The organism is Pseudoalteromonas sp. c7(2019) (genome assembly GCF_011378625.1).
In the GTDB taxonomy this organism is placed as follows: Bacteria; Pseudomonadota; Gammaproteobacteria; order Enterobacterales; family Alteromonadaceae; genus Pseudoalteromonas; species Pseudoalteromonas arctica.
In genome coordinates this window covers 191,907-211,986 of the sequence record NZ_WTKS01000007.1, presented here as the reverse complement: position 1 = coordinate 211,986, position 20,080 = coordinate 191,907, and the positions used below count along the sequence as shown (strand labels likewise).

General features: G+C 38.4%; 15 protein-coding genes. 13 read left to right on the top strand and 2 right to left on the bottom strand.

Features of this window, described 5'->3' with window-relative positions; all coding sequences use genetic code 11:
- Positions 1–27: 27 nt before the first annotated feature.
- A complete protein-coding gene (locus GQR38_RS10195; protein ID WP_007587069.1) occupies positions 28–777 on the bottom strand; it encodes an Imm49 family immunity protein in 750 nt (249 codons plus the stop codon).
- Positions 778–787: 10 nt separating this feature from the next.
- The gene (locus GQR38_RS10190; protein WP_165737978.1) at positions 788–4,429 is read right to left on the bottom strand and encodes a contractile injection system protein, VgrG/Pvc8 family; all 3,642 of its coding nucleotides are present in this window, start codon (positions 4,427–4,429) and stop codon (positions 788–790) included.
- A 336-nt stretch (positions 4,430–4,765) separates the two neighbouring features.
- Between GQR38_RS10190 and GQR38_RS10185 the strand changes: the two genes are divergently transcribed.
- From GQR38_RS10185 to tssG, 13 genes are all read left to right on the top strand, one after another.
- On the top strand, positions 4,766–5,200 hold the full coding sequence (locus tag GQR38_RS10185) for a hypothetical protein (RefSeq protein WP_007584504.1): 435 nt from the start codon (positions 4,766–4,768) through the stop codon (positions 5,198–5,200).
- A 21-nt stretch (positions 5,201–5,221) separates the two neighbouring features.
- On the top strand, positions 5,222–5,689 hold the full coding sequence (gene tssJ / locus GQR38_RS10180; protein ID WP_007584502.1) for a type VI secretion system lipoprotein TssJ: 468 nt from the start codon (positions 5,222–5,224) through the stop codon (positions 5,687–5,689).
- The gene (tssK, locus tag GQR38_RS10175) at positions 5,689–7,029 is read left to right on the top strand and encodes a type VI secretion system baseplate subunit TssK (RefSeq protein ID WP_165721761.1); all 1,341 of its coding nucleotides are present in this window, start codon (positions 5,689–5,691) and stop codon (positions 7,027–7,029) included. Before tssJ ends, tssK begins: the two co-directional genes overlap by 1 nt.
- A gap of 15 nt (positions 7,030–7,044) precedes the next feature.
- Positions 7,045–7,767 carry a type IVB secretion system protein IcmH/DotU gene (gene icmH / locus GQR38_RS10170; RefSeq protein WP_007584493.1) on the top strand — a complete coding sequence of 241 codons (723 nt, stop codon included), beginning with the start codon at positions 7,045–7,047 and terminating at the stop codon, positions 7,765–7,767.
- An 8-nt stretch (positions 7,768–7,775) separates the two neighbouring features.
- A complete protein-coding gene (gene tssM / locus GQR38_RS10165) occupies positions 7,776–11,447 on the top strand; it encodes a type VI secretion system membrane subunit TssM (RefSeq protein ID WP_165721760.1) in 3,672 nt (1,223 codons plus the stop codon).
- A 10-nt stretch (positions 11,448–11,457) separates the two neighbouring features.
- Positions 11,458–12,450 carry a type VI secretion system-associated protein TagF gene (gene tagF / locus GQR38_RS10160; protein ID WP_007584486.1) on the top strand — a complete coding sequence of 331 codons (993 nt, stop codon included), beginning with the start codon at positions 11,458–11,460 and terminating at the stop codon, positions 12,448–12,450.
- Positions 12,447–14,018, top strand: a complete 1,572-nt coding sequence (locus GQR38_RS10155; protein WP_165721759.1) for a TssA family type VI secretion system protein — start codon at positions 12,447–12,449, stop codon at positions 14,016–14,018. Before tagF ends, GQR38_RS10155 begins: the two co-directional genes overlap by 4 nt.
- A 76-nt stretch (positions 14,019–14,094) precedes the next feature.
- Positions 14,095–14,616 (top strand): type VI secretion system contractile sheath small subunit, encoded by a 522-nt coding sequence (tssB, locus tag GQR38_RS10150; protein ID WP_007584482.1) that lies wholly within the window; start codon positions 14,095–14,097, stop codon positions 14,614–14,616.
- A 10-nt stretch (positions 14,617–14,626) separates the two neighbouring features.
- Complete coding sequence (tssC, locus tag GQR38_RS10145) at positions 14,627–16,153, top strand: type VI secretion system contractile sheath large subunit (protein ID WP_007584480.1); 1,527 nt, start codon at positions 14,627–14,629, stop codon at positions 16,151–16,153.
- A 245-nt stretch (positions 16,154–16,398) separates the two neighbouring features.
- Complete coding sequence (locus GQR38_RS10140; protein ID WP_007584479.1) at positions 16,399–16,884, top strand: Hcp family type VI secretion system effector; 486 nt, start codon at positions 16,399–16,401, stop codon at positions 16,882–16,884.
- A 56-nt stretch (positions 16,885–16,940) separates the two neighbouring features.
- Entirely contained in the window at positions 16,941–17,348 is a 408-nt protein-coding gene (gene tssE / locus GQR38_RS10135; RefSeq protein ID WP_007584478.1) for a type VI secretion system baseplate subunit TssE, read from the top strand.
- Positions 17,349–17,369: 21 nt separating this feature from the next.
- The gene (tssF, locus tag GQR38_RS10130) at positions 17,370–19,088 is read left to right on the top strand and encodes a type VI secretion system baseplate subunit TssF (RefSeq protein WP_165721758.1); all 1,719 of its coding nucleotides are present in this window, start codon (positions 17,370–17,372) and stop codon (positions 19,086–19,088) included.
- The gene (gene tssG, locus GQR38_RS10125; RefSeq protein WP_007584475.1) at positions 19,085–20,068 is read left to right on the top strand and encodes a type VI secretion system baseplate subunit TssG; all 984 of its coding nucleotides are present in this window, start codon (positions 19,085–19,087) and stop codon (positions 20,066–20,068) included. The genes tssF and tssG overlap by 4 nt, the downstream gene beginning before the upstream one ends.
- Positions 20,069–20,080 lie beyond the last annotated feature (12 nt).

Genomic DNA, 20,080 nt, shown 5'->3' with positions numbered 1-20,080 from the left:
GTGCTCTTGTTGCGGAGTTATTTGAAATTAATCAATTAAAAATAAAGGTAGATAAAGTGAATTGGTTTGGCATTGCCAGCCGTACATGTCTTTGCCTAATTTAGCCATAGTAAGCGCATTTAAACAGATAAAGCCTTCTTCCATATCTTTGTAATCACCAAATTTGCACTCATCTTTATGCCAAGCCACAGCCTTGTCAATTGATGACTGCCATAGTGTCTTATCGCCTGAAGCAAGCGCACTAATTGCATCAATTAAAGGGGCAAAAAATTGTAATACATCTTTATTTTTGGCTTTTTTAGCATCTTGTTGTGCGGTGTTAATATCCTGCTGTGTAGGAGTACTGCCTGTGGCTATTTTCATTAATAAGTGGTCGTATTGGTAAATAGCAGGGTGCACAATATCATCTTCGGGTAGTGACCAATCAAGCGCTTTTATTTGTTCTAGTAATTCCGGCTCACCAAACAACAAACAGATGTTTAACTCTTTTTGAATGGAGTAATCGCTTTTATGGGTATGTAACTCAGGGTCGAAGCCGCATAAAAACGCATAGGGTGCGGCTTTTTTTAAATTGGGTTTTACTTGGTCAAAGTTTTCTAACCAATAATTTAAATAAGCTAGCTCAATATACTTACCTGCAACTACAAAGGTTGCCTGCTGTCTATCATACGAACTCAAATTTAAGTCGTGTATTTGTGGCTCCCGTTTTGCCAATACTTTTGGGGCGCGATTAAAAACACGCTCATAATCTTCTTCAAACTTATTTAACTTTAACATTCTTAATTCTCTAAGGTAAAGGTTGTAATATTGCGCCAACTACAGTGCCACTTTCTTCAACAGCTTCAAGCACCAATTTTTTAATACCAGGTTCTTGATCTTCAATAGCATCCAATAAATCTTGCCCAAGTTGGCTTTTGTCATAATCCTTTGATTTTTTCATGCGATTAAGGTTCATTTTAATCCAGTCATCATCCATTTGCGTGAACCCCTTACTTGTTTTGCCAAGCTTAGCCCCAGGCCCCTTAGCTTCAACAATAAAATATTCGAGTACATTGTCGTCTTTATCACGCTTTGCCCATATTTGATCAACACCAGGGCCTGGTCCAAAACCAAGCTCCATTTTCGCAGGTGGTGGTGGCTTAGAGAAGTGTTTTGCCATATAGGTACTAGCTGCCCGCTCACCTTTAACTTCAGTGAGCTTAGCTTTAAAGGCTCCGATGCGGCGGTTAGAGTCGCCATTTTCTATTGCTTTGGCTAGTTTTTTCTTATATGCCGCTTCATAGTCCGCTAGGTTTTTGTAGTGAGCATCAAGAGCTGGGTTTCTTACCAGCTTAAGTGCTGCAGCCCCTTTTAAATCATTTCCTTTCGGCGCATCTAATTCATTCGCAACGGTCTTTTTAGGTTTGCCCACAATACCGGTGCTTTTCGGCGGCTCGAATTCATCGAGGGCTTTGTTTACGCGATTGCCAATCTCACTGGCTGCGCCTTTAACGCCTTGGTCTATTTTGGGCGCTATTTCATCAAGCTGTTTAATCGTGGCTTGCATGCCGTCTATGGCTAGTTGTGGCAGCAGTAGGTCGTATTGCCAACTTGTTGATATTTCGTGAAGTGTATCGCGCAGGCCTTTTATAAAGGCTTTTACTTCGCTGGCTGCTTGTTTGCCTAGGTCTTGCCAGTTTATTTTACGTAAATACTGAACGGGGTCGCCTTTGCCCAACTTGCGTAACACTGCAATTGCGGCTTCTATTGTGTCGCCGCTGTTTTTAATCACCACTTTACCGACGCCTTTTACCGCGGAGCCGAGCACAGGCACTAAACCTATCGCGGTGAGCGTAAAGGCTATCCAGCCATCACTGTCGTTGGCTTTATCGTCATCAGTCAGCAGCATTACATTGGCTAAAATATCCCGCACGTCCATGACTTGGTCAATAACCGGTATCATTGAAATAATACTGCCCACTACAATCTGTGCAGTGGTGGGGTCTTTATTAAAGTCGCCTTGCAGTGCCCCCCATAACCAATCACCTGCTTGGCTGGCTATGTTGCTTGCTTCATCAAGTGTTGCTGCTTGCCCAGCTCTGCTCATTTGTATGGCAGAGGCGGGGGTTATTCTTTTATAAAGTGGGTTTGGCGTTGCGTTATCTTGAGGCTCATATTCGCGCGTATCTTCCCCATACTGAATAGTAAACTGACCATTTGGTACATCGGTTAATTGCGCTATACCGTCTTCATCTAGCTGGCCTGTGCTTTGTGTTCCATCATCAAATTTAATTGTATAAGGTGCGTTTTTTACAGGGCTGCCATCTTGATAAACATAAAGCAAATCCACTACGCTTGACGTTGTTGCAGCAATACCGGAGTCATTAATGGTTATATCACTAATGCGGCTAATATTGGCAGGGCTTGCATTGCTTGGTGCCAGCGCTGTTTGTGGGCTAGTTATGTCGTAATCAACCGGGCCATCAAAGGTTATAAATGTGCCATCGAGTGTGAGTACGTTAGTGGCGGTAATATCAACATTACCTTGGCTGTCGAGTTTTATCTCGCCGCCTGCGTTGTGAATAATTAAATCGCCATTACCTGAGCCCGTAATGCTTATATTATTGTTTGTTTGTAAAAACGTAGAGCCATTAGGCACATTAAGCTTTAAGTCGCTGTTATTAGTTTTAAGGAGTATGTCGCTTTGTGCGTGCACTTTTACTGCACGTCCGGTGAGGAGTGATATTTCATTCTCGCTCGTAAGGGCCGCATTTTTACCACTGAAGGCTTGGCTGCCACCACTTTGATAATTTACATGGTTGTTATTTGTGGTTTGCGACACGGTATTTTTAACATCGATAAATTGATTGTTTTTAATAACAAACTGAACATTGTTTTGTTCGGTTTCAAGGCATAGGTCGCGCCCTGCGTGTAAATTTATAGTACCGAGTTGGCTTATCCATTGAATAAATTGGCGGCCTGATTTTATAGCATTTAATTCAATATAGTGCTCACTGGCGAGTGTTTGTAAGATGACTTTGGGTACATCTTTATCGTCATCGAACATGAGTTCATTTTGCGCTGCGCTTAATAAGCGATTATGTGTTGGGTTAGCGGCTGTAACTACGCTTGGCTGGTCGGCGTTTAGTGCAAAACCCATTATAAATGTATTATTTGGGTCGTTATTAATACACCCAATAAGTACCTCAGAGCCACCAACGAGTGGGAAGTGCCAGCCAGTGGCTTGAGGTTGATTTTCACAAGCATATAGCGCTAGTTTTTTTAGTGCAGGGCTTGATTGAATTACTGGGCGAGCTGTTTTATCAAACTCGGTACGAATACGGTATTGGCCATGTTCATCTACAAATGCATTACTTGTGAGAGATTCTACGGTTGCGGGGAATACCATGGGCTTAGGCGTGTGGGGCTCAGGCATTGCTTTGTAAGGTGTACCGCGCTCTATAAATTGCGCTACGCAGTGATAGTGCGTTTCACCTTCATGGCTGCTTTCGTCATTTGCTTGATTAAGGGTGTGCTCTATTGCAATGCATAGCAAATCACCACTGGCAAACCCCATATTATCGTCAAGCGAAATTGAGCAGCCTGCAAATACATCAGATACATTACCCGTAAGCGTAACCAGTTTATTGTGTGTGGCTAATGCATTACTAAAGCTTTGTGTTTGTGCTGATGCTTCGGCGTCTGAGTTTGCAGCAGGCTCGAAAAAAGATTGACTGTTACTGGCTACTTTTTGGAATTGTCCATGGGCATTACTTTGCGCTGCATTATTATATAAGGTTTGTGTTACTTCACTGTGCATAAAGCCGACAAAGTTACCCCAGTACTGGGCGTTCATCCCCGCGTTTGCTTTAACTTCTAATACACCCGTACTTAAATAGGGGCTGTTGAGGTTGCTGTCACTTATAACAAGTGTTTCGGTGTTTGATTCACTTTCAATCCAGTAAAAAAGACCATGCTGAGACATCAAGCGATTAAAAAAGGCCCAGTCACTTTCCATTGCTTGCACACATTGCTTTAAATGCGGTAAGGCGGAGCTTGTCCTAAAAACGATTTGTCCTGATGAATAACCTGCTTTTTGTGCTAAGTAATTTAATACATCTTGTACGTTTACGGTAATAAAGACTTTACTGTTTGAGGTGTCTTTTAAGGTGGATAATCGATCTTGAATGTTTATTTTAAAGCGATGTAGATTGTTGAATACACCCATATTGGTTACAGATGTAATCAGGCCGCATTGTTCTCTATATCTTTTATTTTTATTAACAAAAATCACACTGGCATTAGCAAGTAGTATATCTGTATTAATTTTTACTGAAGATTCAACGGTGAGTGAATAACTAAAGCCTTTATTAATTTTTTCGTAGCCATGTAGGTAAGTAACATTAAAGTCTTTGTCATTAACCTTCAAAAAAAAATTAGATTTAGTCAAAACGTTGCAATCCCTGCTCGGTAAAATTAGTGGCGTAAACATACCTTTTTGTGTGTTAATGATCAACTGGATAATTGTAACTCTAAAAATAAATTGAATTATCTTTTTGATTGTTTCATAAATAGGGATTGTTTTGTTTTATTGCGTATTATTCATTTATAACTGTTTTTTAGAGTGTTTATTCTAATTCGTAAATCGCATTAATATTCTAATATTTTAAACCTTATATAGGTTGACAATAGAGGTTAGGTGTTTGTATTATGCGCCAAATAAATGGATTTATTACTAGCCTTAGACTAAGAGTTTTTTAGTTTAACTGATGACAAGGAGCATGTTGTGAATAAAAAAGAGTTTATAAATCAAATAAATAGCTTGTACTCCTTAGCTTGGTCACTTACTGCCAGCGTTTCTTCGCTACTAGACCAGGTAGGTATTCCTGCCCATCGCGTTTTTTCTGAAAATTCTATAGAACACTTTTTCTTTTTTTTAAATAATCCCCCTAAAAGCAATGGAAAAGTTACTTTAATTAACGGTGATGTATCTGTTTATATAAAAGAGCTTTCATTAATAAATACTAAGTTAATTACGTCTATAGATGATGTTGTTACGCAGTCTTTGTTAGTTGATTCTCAAGAGAAAAGCAGGACTAAGACTCTTTTAGGCTTTTTTAAAACTAATAAATGGTCTGATTGTGCGAATGTAAGATTCAATAAAGTTATTTGCCCAGTTTATGAAGCTACTCTTTGCAAAACTAATTTTAATTTTAAATAAAAATATTTATTGAGGTAAAAAATGCGCTTTATTTTAAATGCAATTATAGGTTTATCACTTTCTATAATATTAACTGGTTGTATGAGTACTAACGTAAGTTTAGATGTTAAGGCAACAGATAATTTAAATTTAAACCAATTTGATGAAGCGTTACCAGTGGTTTTAAAGGTATATCAACTGTCTGATATACAAACATTTAAAACAGCCACATTTGAAGAGTTATGGAAGTCAGATAAGTCAGTTTTAGCTAATAGTTTAATTACATTAGAAGAGCGAACAATTCACCCTTCTGAACAATCTAAAATTAAGTTTGAACAAGCTGAAAATGCAAAGTTTGTAGCTATTGTTGCTTTATTTAGAGATCGCAGTGGCGATAACTGGAAAGCGTATTATCCGCTTGCAGATGGCCCTGTTAAGTTGTCTACATCATTAGATGTTTTGGTTACCAATAATGAAGTTCAATTACCTGGCGTGGATAAGGCTGAGTAATGAATTTAAAAGCTCCCGCAAAGCCCGTTTGGGCTGAAGGTGTTTTGCTTGCCCAGCAACACTTTCAACTATTTGACGATTATCACGATCAAAATCAGATTGTACGTCAAGCGCTAATATCGCCATTGGCGTTCGGTTTACAGCATTTTGCTATTGATGAATCAGCACTTGCTCGCGGTATATTAAAAGTGACCAGTTTTAAATTACTTTTAGAAAATGGTCGCTTGCTTGATTTTGATCGACAGCATCAAGATGATTTAAAGCTTGAGCTCGATACTAACCATCAAGAGAGTGTTATTTATATTGCTATTGCTGCTAATAAAACAGTTAGCAATATTGAAGGTTATGCGGCCAGCGGGCAATTAAGTGCATATGAAGCGGATTATATTGATTTAGAAGATAATCATGATGCGTCGCGTAGTCGTGAGGTATTAGTTGCAAAGCCTAAATTTATATTACTGTCTGACTCAGATGTAAAAACTTATTTTGACACCATTGCATGTTTAAAAATAAGTCGCTCGGAAGATGGATCATTTGTTTTAAATAAACAGTTTGTGCCTCCTTTATTAAATATAAGTGCATCTGCTTATTTAACTGAGCTGTTAAATAGAACGGCTAATTTAGTTAATGCAAAAGTTAATGTGCTGCTTAGCAGACGTAAAAATTATGGCTCAGTTACTGACTTTGGGCCGAATGAAATGAATACATTTTTGTTACTTAATGCAATGGCTCCATCCGCCAAGCGTTTAGATCATCTTAAAAACTTGTCATTGGTCCATCCTGAACGTTTGTATTGTGAGCTTGTTGATTTAATTAGTTCAGTTTCAATGTTTGAGCACAGTGACTTAGTTAACCAAGTACCACCATACCAGCATAAAAATTTAAGCAATGTATTTGGTCAGCTTGATGGCCTATTAACTCGTTTACTTGAAGGGGTTGTACCTAAGAAAATGGTGGGCTTAAAACTTGAAAAAACCTCTAACGCTATTTATCAAGTTGCCACTATTGATTCTGCAACGTTTACTAACAACGACTTTTATTTAGCTGTGTATTTTGAATCTGAAGACACCAAATGGATTGAAACATTTAGTGATCAAGTAAAAGTTGGAGCAAGCGAAAAGCTCGATATCATGATTTCATCTGCTTTAGCGGGTGTGCAACTAACACATTGTCAGCGACCTCCAAATAAGCTGGCCATAAAAAGTGGTTATGAATACTTCAGGCTTGAGTCGCATGGTTTCATTTGGCAGCAAATTATTGAAGAGCAATCATTAAGCCTATTTGTACCATTTGGATTGCAAAGTGCACAAATTGAAATTGTTACCGTAGCACGTAATTAACGTTGAGTTGAAATTATGCAAGAAGCACAAAAAGAACAAGATTTAGTCGCGTGTATTTCGCCTGTAATTAATGCGCTAACACCATTAAAACTAAAGCAATCTACTAACTTAGAGCTTGAAGAGTTTAGAGAAAATTTACTTACTAGTTTTGATGACTATGAGCGTAATTGTTACTCGCAACAGGTAACAACAAGTTTAATGCAAGAAGTTAAGTTTGCTCTTACGGCTATGTGTGATGAATTTGTTATGAGTTCAGGTGCTCATTTTAGAATGGATTGGATGTCTCGACCGCTACAGCTTGAATTTTTTGGTAACAACCGAGCTGGTGAAGAATTTTTTGAACGTTTAGGTAAGTTGCGTACCGGCGGAGAGCAAAAGCTAGCTGCATTAGAGGTTTATTATATTTGTCTGCAGCTTGGCTTTGAAGGCATTTACAAAGTTAAAGGCATTGAGCAATTAAAAGCGTTAATTGTTGATGTTAGAGCTCAAATTGAAGATATAAAAGGAACACCGAGTTCTCAATTATCTGATAACGGTATACCTGCAGAAGGGTTTGCGATGAAGGTGGGGCGTAATATTCCTTACTGGGTGATTTTGGCTATTTGCTTGGGTTCTATTGCCTCATTATTTGCTGGATTTCATTATGTAATTAATAAGCAAGCAACGCAGAGTACTCAGGTAATAGACAACCAAATTGAAGTGCTGACTCAGCTCAATAAAACCAACGAAACACGATAGGTAACACAATGCAGGGAAGAGTTAATAAAAGCGGTTTAGTTCATTTTTTATTGGGCTTGGTATCATCGCGTGCAACGGGTCAACTTATTGGCTTTATAGCCGTTTTGAGTATTGTGTGGTTTGCCGGTCGCATGGTGGGTTTAGATACTACCGATAAAAAATTAATTGCGATGGGTGCTGTAACCGCTGTTTTTGTTTTATTTATTTTTATTCGTTGGTTATGGACTAAGCGCTCAGGCGATAAGTTAGCTTCTGAATTAGCAAGTCATAATGCCGGTTCGAGTGCTGAATTAAGCGAAATTAAAGAAAAGATGCAAGAAGCATTGGGATCTTTAAAAGCATCTCATTTAGGTGCGGGTTATCGTGGTAATACCGCTTTATACGCTTTGCCTTGGTATATGATTATTGGCCCTTCGGCTACAGGGAAAAGTACTTTATTTGCAAATTCGGGCTTACATTTTCCTTACTCTAATTCGAGTGAATTGCATATCCAAGGTTTTGGTGGAACGCGCAATTGTGACTGGTGGTTCTCAGATCAAGCTATTTTAATTGACACCGCTGGGCGTTACACAACTGAGCAGTCAGAAAATAAAGAGTGGTTGTCATTTTTAGCGCTCCTTAAAAAATATAGACCAAAACTGCCTATAAATGGCGTAATGGTGGCCATTAGTGTTGCAGATGTTTTAACTTCCGACAGTGAAGAAATTCGACAACATGTAAAATTAGTGCGTGAGCGTATAGAAGAGCTAATTACCCAGCTTGGCGTTATTTTTCCTGTATATATCACTTTTACCAAAACTGACTTAATCAGTGGTTTTGAACCTTTTTTTAGTGACTTATCTGAAAAAGAGCGTGAGCAAGTATTTGGTGCGTACTTACTCGATATTAGTGAAGATCAAAAAAATGATCCTGCAGAAATGTTTGAAGTTCGTATGCAGGAGCTATATGAGCGACTATGCGAGCAACGTTTGAGCAAAGTTGCACGAGAGCGCAACGAGCATCGTAAACAGCTAATACTTGATTTTCCTAATCAATTTCAATCAGCTTCAACTAAGTTAACTGAGTTTGTTAACTTACTGTTTAAGTCTAATCCATATCAAGAAGTTCCTTGGTTTGCTGGTGTTTATTTTACATCGGGCACGCAAGAAGGCACGCCTATTGAGCGTATTACTAATGGTGTACGAGATCAATTTGGTGCGGTTGTTGTTGACCAAAAACAAGAAAGCATTACTCAAAGTTATTTTATCAACCGCGTATTTAATGATGTTATTTTTAAACTACAGGATTTAACGCGAGGAAATAGAAAAAAACGGTTAGTAGGACGCTGGTTAAAAGGTTTAACAGTCACTTCAGGTTTGGCATCTATTGCAGCAATCACAGCACTCCTTATTACGTCGTACACAAGTAATCAATTATTACTTAATCAAGGTGAGTCACGTGTAAAAGCAGTTGTTGAAGCTAACGTAAGTAAGGCAAAAGATGAGCAGAAGCTTGCTGCTACGCTAGCGCTGTTTGAGCACTATGGTCAGCTTAAAACTTACGAAGATTCATTACCGTGGTACTTTATATTTGGTATTTATGAAGGTGATGAAACCTTAAGTAGTGTTGCAAATGTGCTATTTAATCAGATGAATCAGCTTATTACTTACCCAGGTGAAGAGCATTTACTTGCGCAAATAAAACAGTACGAAACACAATGGTTTGACAATGAAGGTGAAGCGAAAGCAACGATTCGTCAGCAGTATTACGATGCACTAAAAATGCATTTAATGATGAGTACGAACCCTGAGCATATTTCAACGGAGTTTGCTAAAGAGCAATTACTTAATTTTATAGCTGAGCATTTTCATATAGACATAAATGCACAAGAGCAAGCACCCATTTATACACAACTAAGTAGCTTAGTTAATATGTACCTACAAAATATGGGTAACGATATAGAGCAGCCAGGTAAAATTGCATTTTGGCAGGCTAACGAAACATCGATAGCGCTAGCGAGAGACAATTTAAATACCCAGCCAGAGGCTTTCCCGTTATATCAACAAGTAATTACAAGCTTTGCTGAACGTAAAAAGCCATTGTTATTAAACGATTTTATGATTTCTAAAAATCGTGATGTATTTAAAAGTAAGTATAAAATCCCGTATGTTTATACAAACTTAGGTTGGCAGGAATATGTATTCCCAGAGATTAAACGTATTTCACGTTTGGTGTTCTCAGGTGACTGGGTTATGGGTTCTAGTGATGAAAATGGTCAAAATGTTGTTGACGAAGCACAAGCTGAAACTTTGGCAAAGGCTATGCGAGCATATTACTTTAAAGACTACGGCAATACTTGGTTTGCTTTTATAGATAGCATAAAAGTGCCTGCATTTAGAGATCTAAACGATGCAAGTATTGATTTTGCACGCCTTTCATCGATGGATGGCCCCTTTAACGATTTAATGAAACTAATTAACGACAATATTACGCTCGCTGACGCGCCTTTGAAAAGCCAAGCTTCAATAGGTAAGACCGCTGCTGATGTTGCAAATAAATTAGCTTTAAACACGCCAACAATTACTCAAATGAGTACGGTTAGAGCGCCAGAGCTTGAAAGTCGGTTTGCTGATTTAAGACGCTTTGCACAGCCTAATGAAGATAAGAATTCTTCTGATTACTTAAGACAATACATCAGTTCATTAAGTAGCATCCATTCAGACATTAAAGCAATGGCAGCGAGTAATGAAGATGATGCTCAAGCAATGATATTTGCGCAGGACTTACTTTCAGGTAATAGCCAAAGTAATGCATTACAGTCTTCGTGGATTATTATTGAGAGCCAAACTCGAGCACTAGACCCTCAAACCAAAGAAACGCTAGATAAGCTATTTAAGGCCCCGCTTCATGGTGGTATAGCGACTATCATGGCAAAAGCACGTACTCAGCTTAACCAAGAATGGGAAAACCAGGTTTATACTATGTATAACAGCAGTTTAGCTGGTAAATATCCATTTAACTTAACTGGCCCTGATGCTGCGATAGCTGATGTTTCTGAATTTTTAAATTCTGAATCAGGAATTTTATGGAGCTTTATTAACACCCAGCTCAAACCATTTATGAAAGTACGCCGCGGTGTGTGGGAAGAAAAACAATGGAATGGTGTAGGTATTGGTTTTAGCGCGCAATTACTTGATGGTTTAACTAAAGCAAATAAAGTAACTCGTTCGTTGTTTTCTAGTGGTGCCGACAGTGCTGGTTTTACTTTTCAGATGATGCCTGTTCCACACCGAGGTATTCGTGAAACATACTTAGGCTTTAGTGAGCAAGGTTATCGCTATCGCAATGAGCCTGAAGAATGGCGTAATTTTTCGTGGCCTGGTCGAGGGGCTGCAGAGAAAGCGGTTCTGTATGGTTTAGATAATAAAGGGCGTCGTATTTCTATCGAGCAAGACGGACCTTGGGCACTACTAAAAGTGCTTAACTCAGCCAGTGTTAAGTGGATTAAAGGCACAGAATTTTTAGCAACATGGGAATTAAAAGATAAATCTGATGAGGTGTTAACAGTCCAGTTTTCTCTTAAATCAGGACGCAACAGCGGTATATTTTCAAAATACATGCTTACATCGTTTGCATTGCCAAGTTCTTTGTTTTCACAAAGCCCTAGCTTGGCTCAATCGCAGTCGCGAACAATGCAATAGGCCGCTAGCAATGTTTAATTTATTTACTAAAAAGAAAACACCGACACTGGTTAAGCAACACAGCTTTGGTTTTATGGGTAAAACACCGATAAGACCAGACTTTGTAAAGCTTAATATTTCATCTAGAGAATCGGTTGGATTTGATCATTGGTTGCAAGAGGGCTTTGCACATTTAAACCGTGGTAGAAAAACAACGGATACAAGCCACCTGAATGGAACTAAGTCGTTGTTCTTTATATCTGGCAATGCGGATGATGGTGGTTTACTTGGCGTTTTGCAGCCAAGTAAAGATAGCAGTGGTCGTTTTTACCCATTTAGCTCTTTTGTACATAGTGGGCTTGATACATATAAGCGACATCCTGCTTTTCTATTTTTATTTGCAAGCCAAGTAATAGAGCACCTTTTAGGTGTAAATGAAAATATTAAACAAGCTGCCAGTATTAATGAAATGGAGCAAAAAGCACAAGATTATAACCGTGTAGCTGATGCACTTAAACAGCAACCAAATTTAACTCTAGAGCTTGATAAACTTAGAACTATTCCGATGAGCGTTTTTTGGCAGCATTTAGGCTTGAACGATATTGCTAAAAGAGCAATTTTAATTGAAGAGCTATCGGCTGTGCTTAAATCTATCGCTAATAGAGGGTGTTTAAGAAGTCAGTTTGGTATTCGCCTACCAATGCCTAGTTTTAGTCATGAAAGTGCCTTAGTTGCCGGGTTTTGGTTGCACTTAGTTGCATCTATGGTGGCAGATCATAATTGGCAGCCTTGGTTTTTTTATCAGTTAGGTGATGAGAATCAAGCGCCTAGTTTAACTATTTTTTGTAGGCCTATTCCAGCGTCATACTTTAATAGTGTGTGGGAATACGATAAAAAAACAAACGATATTGTTGATCTATGTAATTTAAAAGTAGAAAAACAGCCGTCTTCACAAACACTTAATTTTGCTGATATGGATAACGTGAGTGTTTACGATGCACTTCGTCGTTGGTGTAAATCATGAGTAATAAAGCGCCGCATACACATACCACCTGGATTGAATGGCTTGAAGCATTAAGTGCTCCTTTGCCGGGGAACAAGTGTGGAGAAGATTTAAAATATGAAGAAACATTTAAAGCATTAAAAGCATCTTCATCAGGAGTGGGGGAAGTTGACTTTAAAGTGATGTTTATACAAGCATCAGATTTACTCAACACTCAAAGTAAAGATTTACGCATAGTAAGTTATTTAGCACTAGCTGCAACAAGTGAGTTTGGGGTTACAGGTTTAACGCATACATTATTGTTATTTAATCGTTTGTTGACTACTTATACGGATAAGGTACACCCACTAAAAGCCAGAATGCGCGCTGCAGTTAATACATGGTTTTTACAACAGCAAGAACGTTTAAAGGGTGTAGCCCAAGGGCATAATACAAACGCTGAACAATGGCCTGAACTTATAGCTGCCTTGACTCAATACAACGAGCAGTGTGTTGCGTTATTAGACAACGAATCTGGCCCTCTATCGACTTTGAATGAGTGGGCTAAAGAACAAGAAAAACGAAACCCAGTGCCTGTAGCTGAACCAGAGCAAGAAGAAAAAGCGATTAGCACAGAGCAAAAATTAGCTGAGAATTCAGCTGTGACGGCTCCAAAATCAGAAACTAATAATTCGGCACCAGCCGCAGTTGCTAGCCAGGTTAGTATTGGTAATGCTGATATTGCCTCAGATACAGCGTATTTAAGTGCGGTTAGGCAGCTACTTAACTTTGATAAAGAACAAAATAACATTGAACGAGTAATAAAGTTATCGCGAGCTGCACGTTGGACAAGATTGGCATTACCGGCTAACGAAAATGGAAAAACGCGTTTACCCGCTCCTAGAGCTGCAGCATTTGCTCCAATTGAAAATGCATTGGCAAGTGAGCAACCTGAACAAGCTTTAAATTTAGCCGAAGGGTTGTTTATGGAAGGGGCTATGCAATTTAATTTAAATCTCCAAGTGCTTAGTTTAAATGCATTAAAAAAATTAAATAAATTGCCGCTTGTTCATTGGCTTGAGCAACAATTAGTTAATTTAAATGAGCAGTTTCCTGCTTTAGTTTCCCTACAGTATGACGATGGAAGTCCGTTGTGTTCATCTGTAAATAAAGAGTTTTTAAAAGAGTTATCACATTCTGCAAAAACAGAATCTGTTAGCTCTCAAAGTAGTGCGTTTGATGAGCAGTATAGCGAGTTAATACAAGACGTCGAAAAAGGGCAGTTATCGACGGCATTAATTAAAGTCGATCAAATAAATATTTTAAACGATTTTGATAAAGCTCAAGCGCAATTATTAAAGGCAAAATTATTAATAAAAGCTGAGCATTACGAACATGCTTTAGCATTATTAAACGTGTTACTAAAACAAATAAAAGCGCATGACTTAGCGCAATGGCAACAATGTTTTTGCATGGAAGTATGGCGATTTTCCAAGCAGTGTTATGCAAGTTTGTCACAAACGCCAGAAGATGAAATGAGTTTAGCTGCTAAACATATTAGTCAGCAAATGATGGTAACTAACCCTGCACAAGCATTAGCGTGGGTTTAGTTACAAGGGCTTGACTAATATGTCGAGGTTTAATTGGAATTGAGTCGGTAGATAACCAAACTGCAAAGGAAAAAACATGAGTGATACATTTCAAAAAGAGATCCCCAGAGCTCGGATCAATATTTCGTTAGAGCTTGATACAGATGGCGCTTCACAAAAAAGTGAATTGCCATTAAAGATGCTAGTAATTGGTGACTACTCAAATGGTCAAAATAGCCAAGAACTATCTGAGCGTGAGCGCGTAACAATTAATAAAAATAATATTGAGCAAGTGCTTAAAGATATGGCGCCTAAAGCGAACTTTCAGGTAGCGAACAAAATTAAAGGTGACGGCGAAATTAACGTAAACCTTGAGTTTGATTCTTTTAAATCGTTTGACCCAGAATCAGTTGCTTCTCAAGTGCCAGAGCTTAATAAAATGATGGCTATGCGTAATTTACTTCGCGACCTTAAATCTAATTTATTAGATAACTCATCACTTCGTAAAGAATTAGAGCGTGTTTTACAAAATCAGCCAGAGCTAGATGAGTTAAAAGCTAAACTGGATGAAATTGCGCCGCTAGCGTCTGAAGATGAAAAACAACCAATAACTGAATAAGGAGATTACCATGTCAATGCAAGAACAATTAAATGTTGCCGCGCATACCACGGAGCAAGCTCCTTTATCCACTTATGAAAATATATGTGGAATGGTTGATATTTCTCCAGTTGCAGATGAAATCAAACTTGATTCATTTAGAGATGCAAGCAACCTAGCTGAAACTCGTGCAAATGAGCGCTTAACAGCAGCTATAAATGTATTTTTAGATATGGCTAGCAGTAGTGGCCAAGAAGTAACGCGAATTGATAAATTACTTTTAGATGATTACATCGCAAAAGTAGACATTATTATTTCTCAGCAGTTAGACCAAATTTTACATCACCCAAATTTCCAAAAAATGGAATCAGCATGGCGCTCGTTACGTTACCTAATTAACCGTACGCCTAACAACGCTAATATTAAAATTGAAATGCTTGATGTAGATAAAGAAACTCTAAGAGACGATTTTGAAGAGGCGCCAGATACAACTCAATCTGCATTATACAAACATGTATATACCTCTGATTACGATACGCCAGGTGGTGAGCCAGTATCAACAATGGTTTCGAACTTTGAATTTGATTGTTCTGCACCCGATGTATCGTTACTGCAAGAGATATCACGTGTATCTGCGGCTGCGCATTGTCCGTTTATGGGCAGTGTTGGTCCTAAGTTTTTTCTTAAAGATTCATTGGAAGAAGTATCTAAAATCCAAGATTTGGGCTCTTACATGGAGCGCGCTGAGTTTCTTCGTTGGAAAAATTTCCGTGAATCAGAAGACTCTCGCTACATTGGTTTAGCATTCCCGCGCTTTTTACTACGTCTGCCTTATGGTGAGACAAATCCTCTTCGTAACTTTAATTACCAAGAAGATGTAAGTGCGCAGCATCATGAACGTTATTTGTGGGGTAATGCAACATTTGCATTTGCTGCAAATATCATCCGTAGTTTCCATGATAATGGTTGGGCAGTAAATATTCGTGGGCCGCAATCAGGTGGTAAAGTTGAAAATCTTCCGCTGCATTCATTTGAAGCTGGTAAAGGATCAGAAACTAAAATTCCAACTGAAGTACTTATTTCTGAAACTAAAGAACTTGAGTTTGCTAACCAAGGGTTTATTCCACTTAGTTACTATAAAAATTCAGATTTTGCATGTTTCTTCTCTGCTAATAGTGCGCAGAAGCCACAGGTATTAGAAACAAATGAAGCAACAGCTAATGCAAGAATTAACTCACGCTTACCATATATTTTCTTAGTATCGCGTATTGCGCATTACTTAAAAGTTTTACAGCGTGAAAATATTGGTTCAAGTAAACCTCGCCATGAATTAGAGCAGCAGCTTAATGATTGGCTTGGCGCATTAGTAACTAAAATGAACAACCCTGATGAATCTCTTATTGCTACGCATCCACTAAAAGATGCAAAAGTGACTGTAGCAGAAATTCCAGGTAACCCTGGTTACTACAGAGTAAGTACGTACATTGTTCCTCATTTCCAAGTTGAAGGGATTGATGTTCGTTTAGCGCTAGTAGGGCAAATGCCTGGCGAAAAATGAACTGCTACGCCGCCAATGAAACGGATTTAAGTACTATCAAATGCGTCAATTTGGTGAGTAGTTGGCAGGTGTACATAAAGGATTAAGACTTATAGTCTAAAAAATTGCCCCAAGTTGGTTGCATCCAACTTGGGACATATTCCCCAGTGGCATGAAGCAGAGGGCTTTTTGGGGGGCATAAATATTACTGTTTATGCCAATGCCAACTAACAGGAAACACTTCATTCTAAAAGGAGAATAATGAAATGGCAATTCCAGCGTACATGTGGTTAAAGGATGACCAAGGTAATGACATCAAAGGTTCTGTAACTGTTGCAGAGCGTGAAGGTTCAATTGAGATCCTACACTTTGATCATGAACTTCGTATTCCTACGGATAACGATACAGGTGAACTTACAGGTACTCGTAAGCATGAACCTTTTGTAATTACAAAAGCTGTTGATGCGGCTACGCCGTACTTGTACAAAGCGTGTTCAAACGGTCAAACACTTAAGCAATTAGAGCTTAAATGGTACCGTATTGATGACACAGGGACTGAGCGTGAATATTTCTGCCACAAGTTGGAAGATGTAAAGATCACTTCGATCTCACCAACAATGCATAACGTTAAAGACTTAGACAAGGAGCGTTACCCGCACCTTGAAACAGTTTGTCTACGTTACAAACGCATTACTTGGACTTACTTAGATGGCAACATCGAGTTCTCTGACTCTTGGACTGAAGGTCGTTAATTAGTCAGTAATTTTGAAGGATATGCGCAAGCATATCCTTTTATTGAGATCTAAATATGGCGTTATTCGATTTTTTAACTCAACCAGTTACACGCAATGGTCATCATGGTTTTCAAACTGATGAGCAAGTCAGTGTGTGCAAGCATTTAAATGAGCTTTTAAATGCAAGAAGAGGAGTGCTGAAGCACTTGTCTGACTATGGTTTGCCCGATGTAGAAGATATTTACGAGGGGTTACCATACTCACAACACACGTTAGCGTTTGAGGTTAAAAAATTGATAGAAAAGTACGAACCACGCGTACGATATGCAAATGTAACACCTGTTGAAATTAAAGAAGATAATTGTGTAATAAGGCTAGATATTCAAGCTTTTTTAACGAGCGGGCAAAGTATCAAGTTAAATACCCGTTTTGAATCTGGCGGTAAAGCAGACGTTATACAACATGCAAAAAACACTAACTAATGTTATTTAAAGGATTGATGAATGCAGCAATATTTTGATGCACAAATGCGCTTGTTAACCCAAGCTGGTAAGCAGTTTGCTCAGTTTTATCCTGAGCATGCAGGAATGCTTAACATTGATGCATTAAAAGATAGAGACCCTCATATTGAGCGCTTATTAGAAGGCGTAGCGTATTTAACTGCCCATACTCAAAAGCGTTTAGATGAGTCAGTACCTGAAGTTTCAGAGCAAGTGCTGCGTCAACTGTGTCCAATACTCCTAAGTTATTATCCTTCTAGTACTGTGGTGCAATTTAAGCCTAAATTGGCTATGCAAAAAACACATTCCATTTCAAAAGGTTTACAGCTTAATCCGCCTAAAGCAAAGGCCGATAATAAAAAAATAATTTTTAGCACAACTCACGGTTTAGACGTTGTCCCATTAGATGTTGAGCATGTTCGATATCAAGAGTCGCACTTAGGTGCAGAGCTACGAATAGGGCTTAAGTTTGTATGCCAAGGTGAACGCAGTAATTTTGATTTATCTAAACTAAACTTTTATTTACGTGGCGATACACCATTATGCAGTGCTTTATTTCAATTATTAAAAACACCTAATAAACAAGCAGAACTTGATTTTGGTGCTAACCATTTTGAGTTCAACAAAAAGTTAAAAGCAAAAGGTTGCAGCGCTACTTATTTAGATATAGATGGCGCTTTACTCCCTAGTGCAGCTAAAAGCCATCCTGGATATGCACTATTACTTGATTATTTTAATGCAAAAGATAGGTTTTATTTTTTAACATTTGATGGTTTAAAAGACGAAGAGTTTCCTGAACATATTGACCGTTTTGAAATCGTATTTAGGGGTGATAATAAATTACCGCCGGGTCATCAGTTAAGTAAAGAGAACATTTTAATCAATTGCGTGCCAGCAGTTAATTTATTTAGCCAAGCTGCAGAGCCAATTAAAATAGAGCCAAACAGAACTGATTATATGATAAGTGCAGATCAGGCACGTTTTGACCACGTTTTTAGTTATACGGTAGATGCAGTTGCAGGTCGAAACTCTATAACCGGGCAATCGTATGATTACACTCCTCGTTATCAAAGCGTATTTGAAGACGAAAAAAAGCTATTTACTGTGCTCACAAAAGACGTAGGTGCAGCAGCCCCGACTCATTATTTACAGCTTCCTTTTAATTTAGAAGATGAAAAAGAAACTCTATCAGTTGATTTAACCTCTTTTAATGCCGGTTGGCCTCGTCAGCTTTTGCAAGAGGGAGACTTGAACGAAGGCGGAAAAGACATGCCGAGCATCGTTGAGGTTAAAAATGTTATACGGCCAACTAATTATTTAGCATGTCCAAGTCAGCCAAAACACTGGCAGCTTATTAGCTTATTAAATGTAAAGTTTTCACAAATTACGCAAGTTACAGAACTAAAAAGATTACTAGTGTTATTTGATTGGTCTAATAAAGCTGAGAATCGATTACGAATTGAAAGCATTTTAAAAATAACAGCAACGCCGATCAGCCAAATTAAACGCGGAATATTTATCAAAGGTGTTGATGTACTTATTGATATTGATGAAAGTAAATTTGTTGGTGATGCTGATTTATATCATTTTTGTAATGTATTACATGAATTCTTTTTAATGTATGCCCCTATAAATGAAAGCGTACAAACGCGTGTTAATGCAATTCCTAGTTATAAATCGTGGAGTTGGGATATTGAACCGGGTAAGAGTTATCAGCTATGAGTTACGCTGATAAAAATCATGCGCACCCAGTTTGGTCTAAGTTACCCGCGCCAATAGAACTACTTATTGAGCAGCCTTGGCGGTTTAACTTATTTAAAGCGATGAGCTTAATAGAAAAACATTGGGCCGCACCTCAAGAGCTAGAGCAAGGGATTAGTAACAGAGTTGTTTTTAAACCTTTTAAAGAGCTTGGTTTTCCGGCTACTGATGTACGCGAATGTGTATTAGAGAATGATGGCAGAGGAAGATTAAGCTTATCGACCTCTTTTTTAGGTTTGTATGGTGTGGATGCACCCATGCCACACTATGTATTAGAGCAAGCAGCAAGTGATGAGCAAAGCGGTGACCGCGTTCGTCAGTTTTTAGATATATTTAATCATGTACTTTATTGCCAACTTTTTCAGGCCTGGAAAAAGTCGCAAATTAATATAGCAGGCAGAGGCGCGAGCCAATTTGATGGGTTAGTTGAATCTATTTTACTGGGAAAAACTGATCAAAAAATTCAGTGTGGTATTGCAAGTTTAAAGCAAACTAGCGCTGCTGGCTTAGCGCAGCTTCTTAAACATAGTTTAAATATAGACACGCTAAAAGTTGACGACACACGAGCAAATTGGCAAAAAATAGATACACCAAGTTCAATCGGCGAAGAAAACCAAATGGTTTTAGGCAGCTCTGCAGTACTTGGAACGAAGGTATTAGTTAGCGGAAGTATTTTAACAATAGATATAGGTCCAGTTAATAGTGATACAGCCATGAGTTTAACGCCAAGAAGCGAAGAAGGTATAAAAATGGCTGCACTTCTGACTGCGCATTTACCAAGTAATGTAGAGTGGGTTTGCCAAATAAAAGTAGCTAATGAGGCTGTTGCCGAACAAGCTTTAGGTCAGCAACCGCTAGTACTTGGACATAATTCATATTTAGGGGCCGCAGCTGCAAATACAACAACACATAGCTACAGCCATCAACAGTATAAACACTAAGGAATTAAGGAT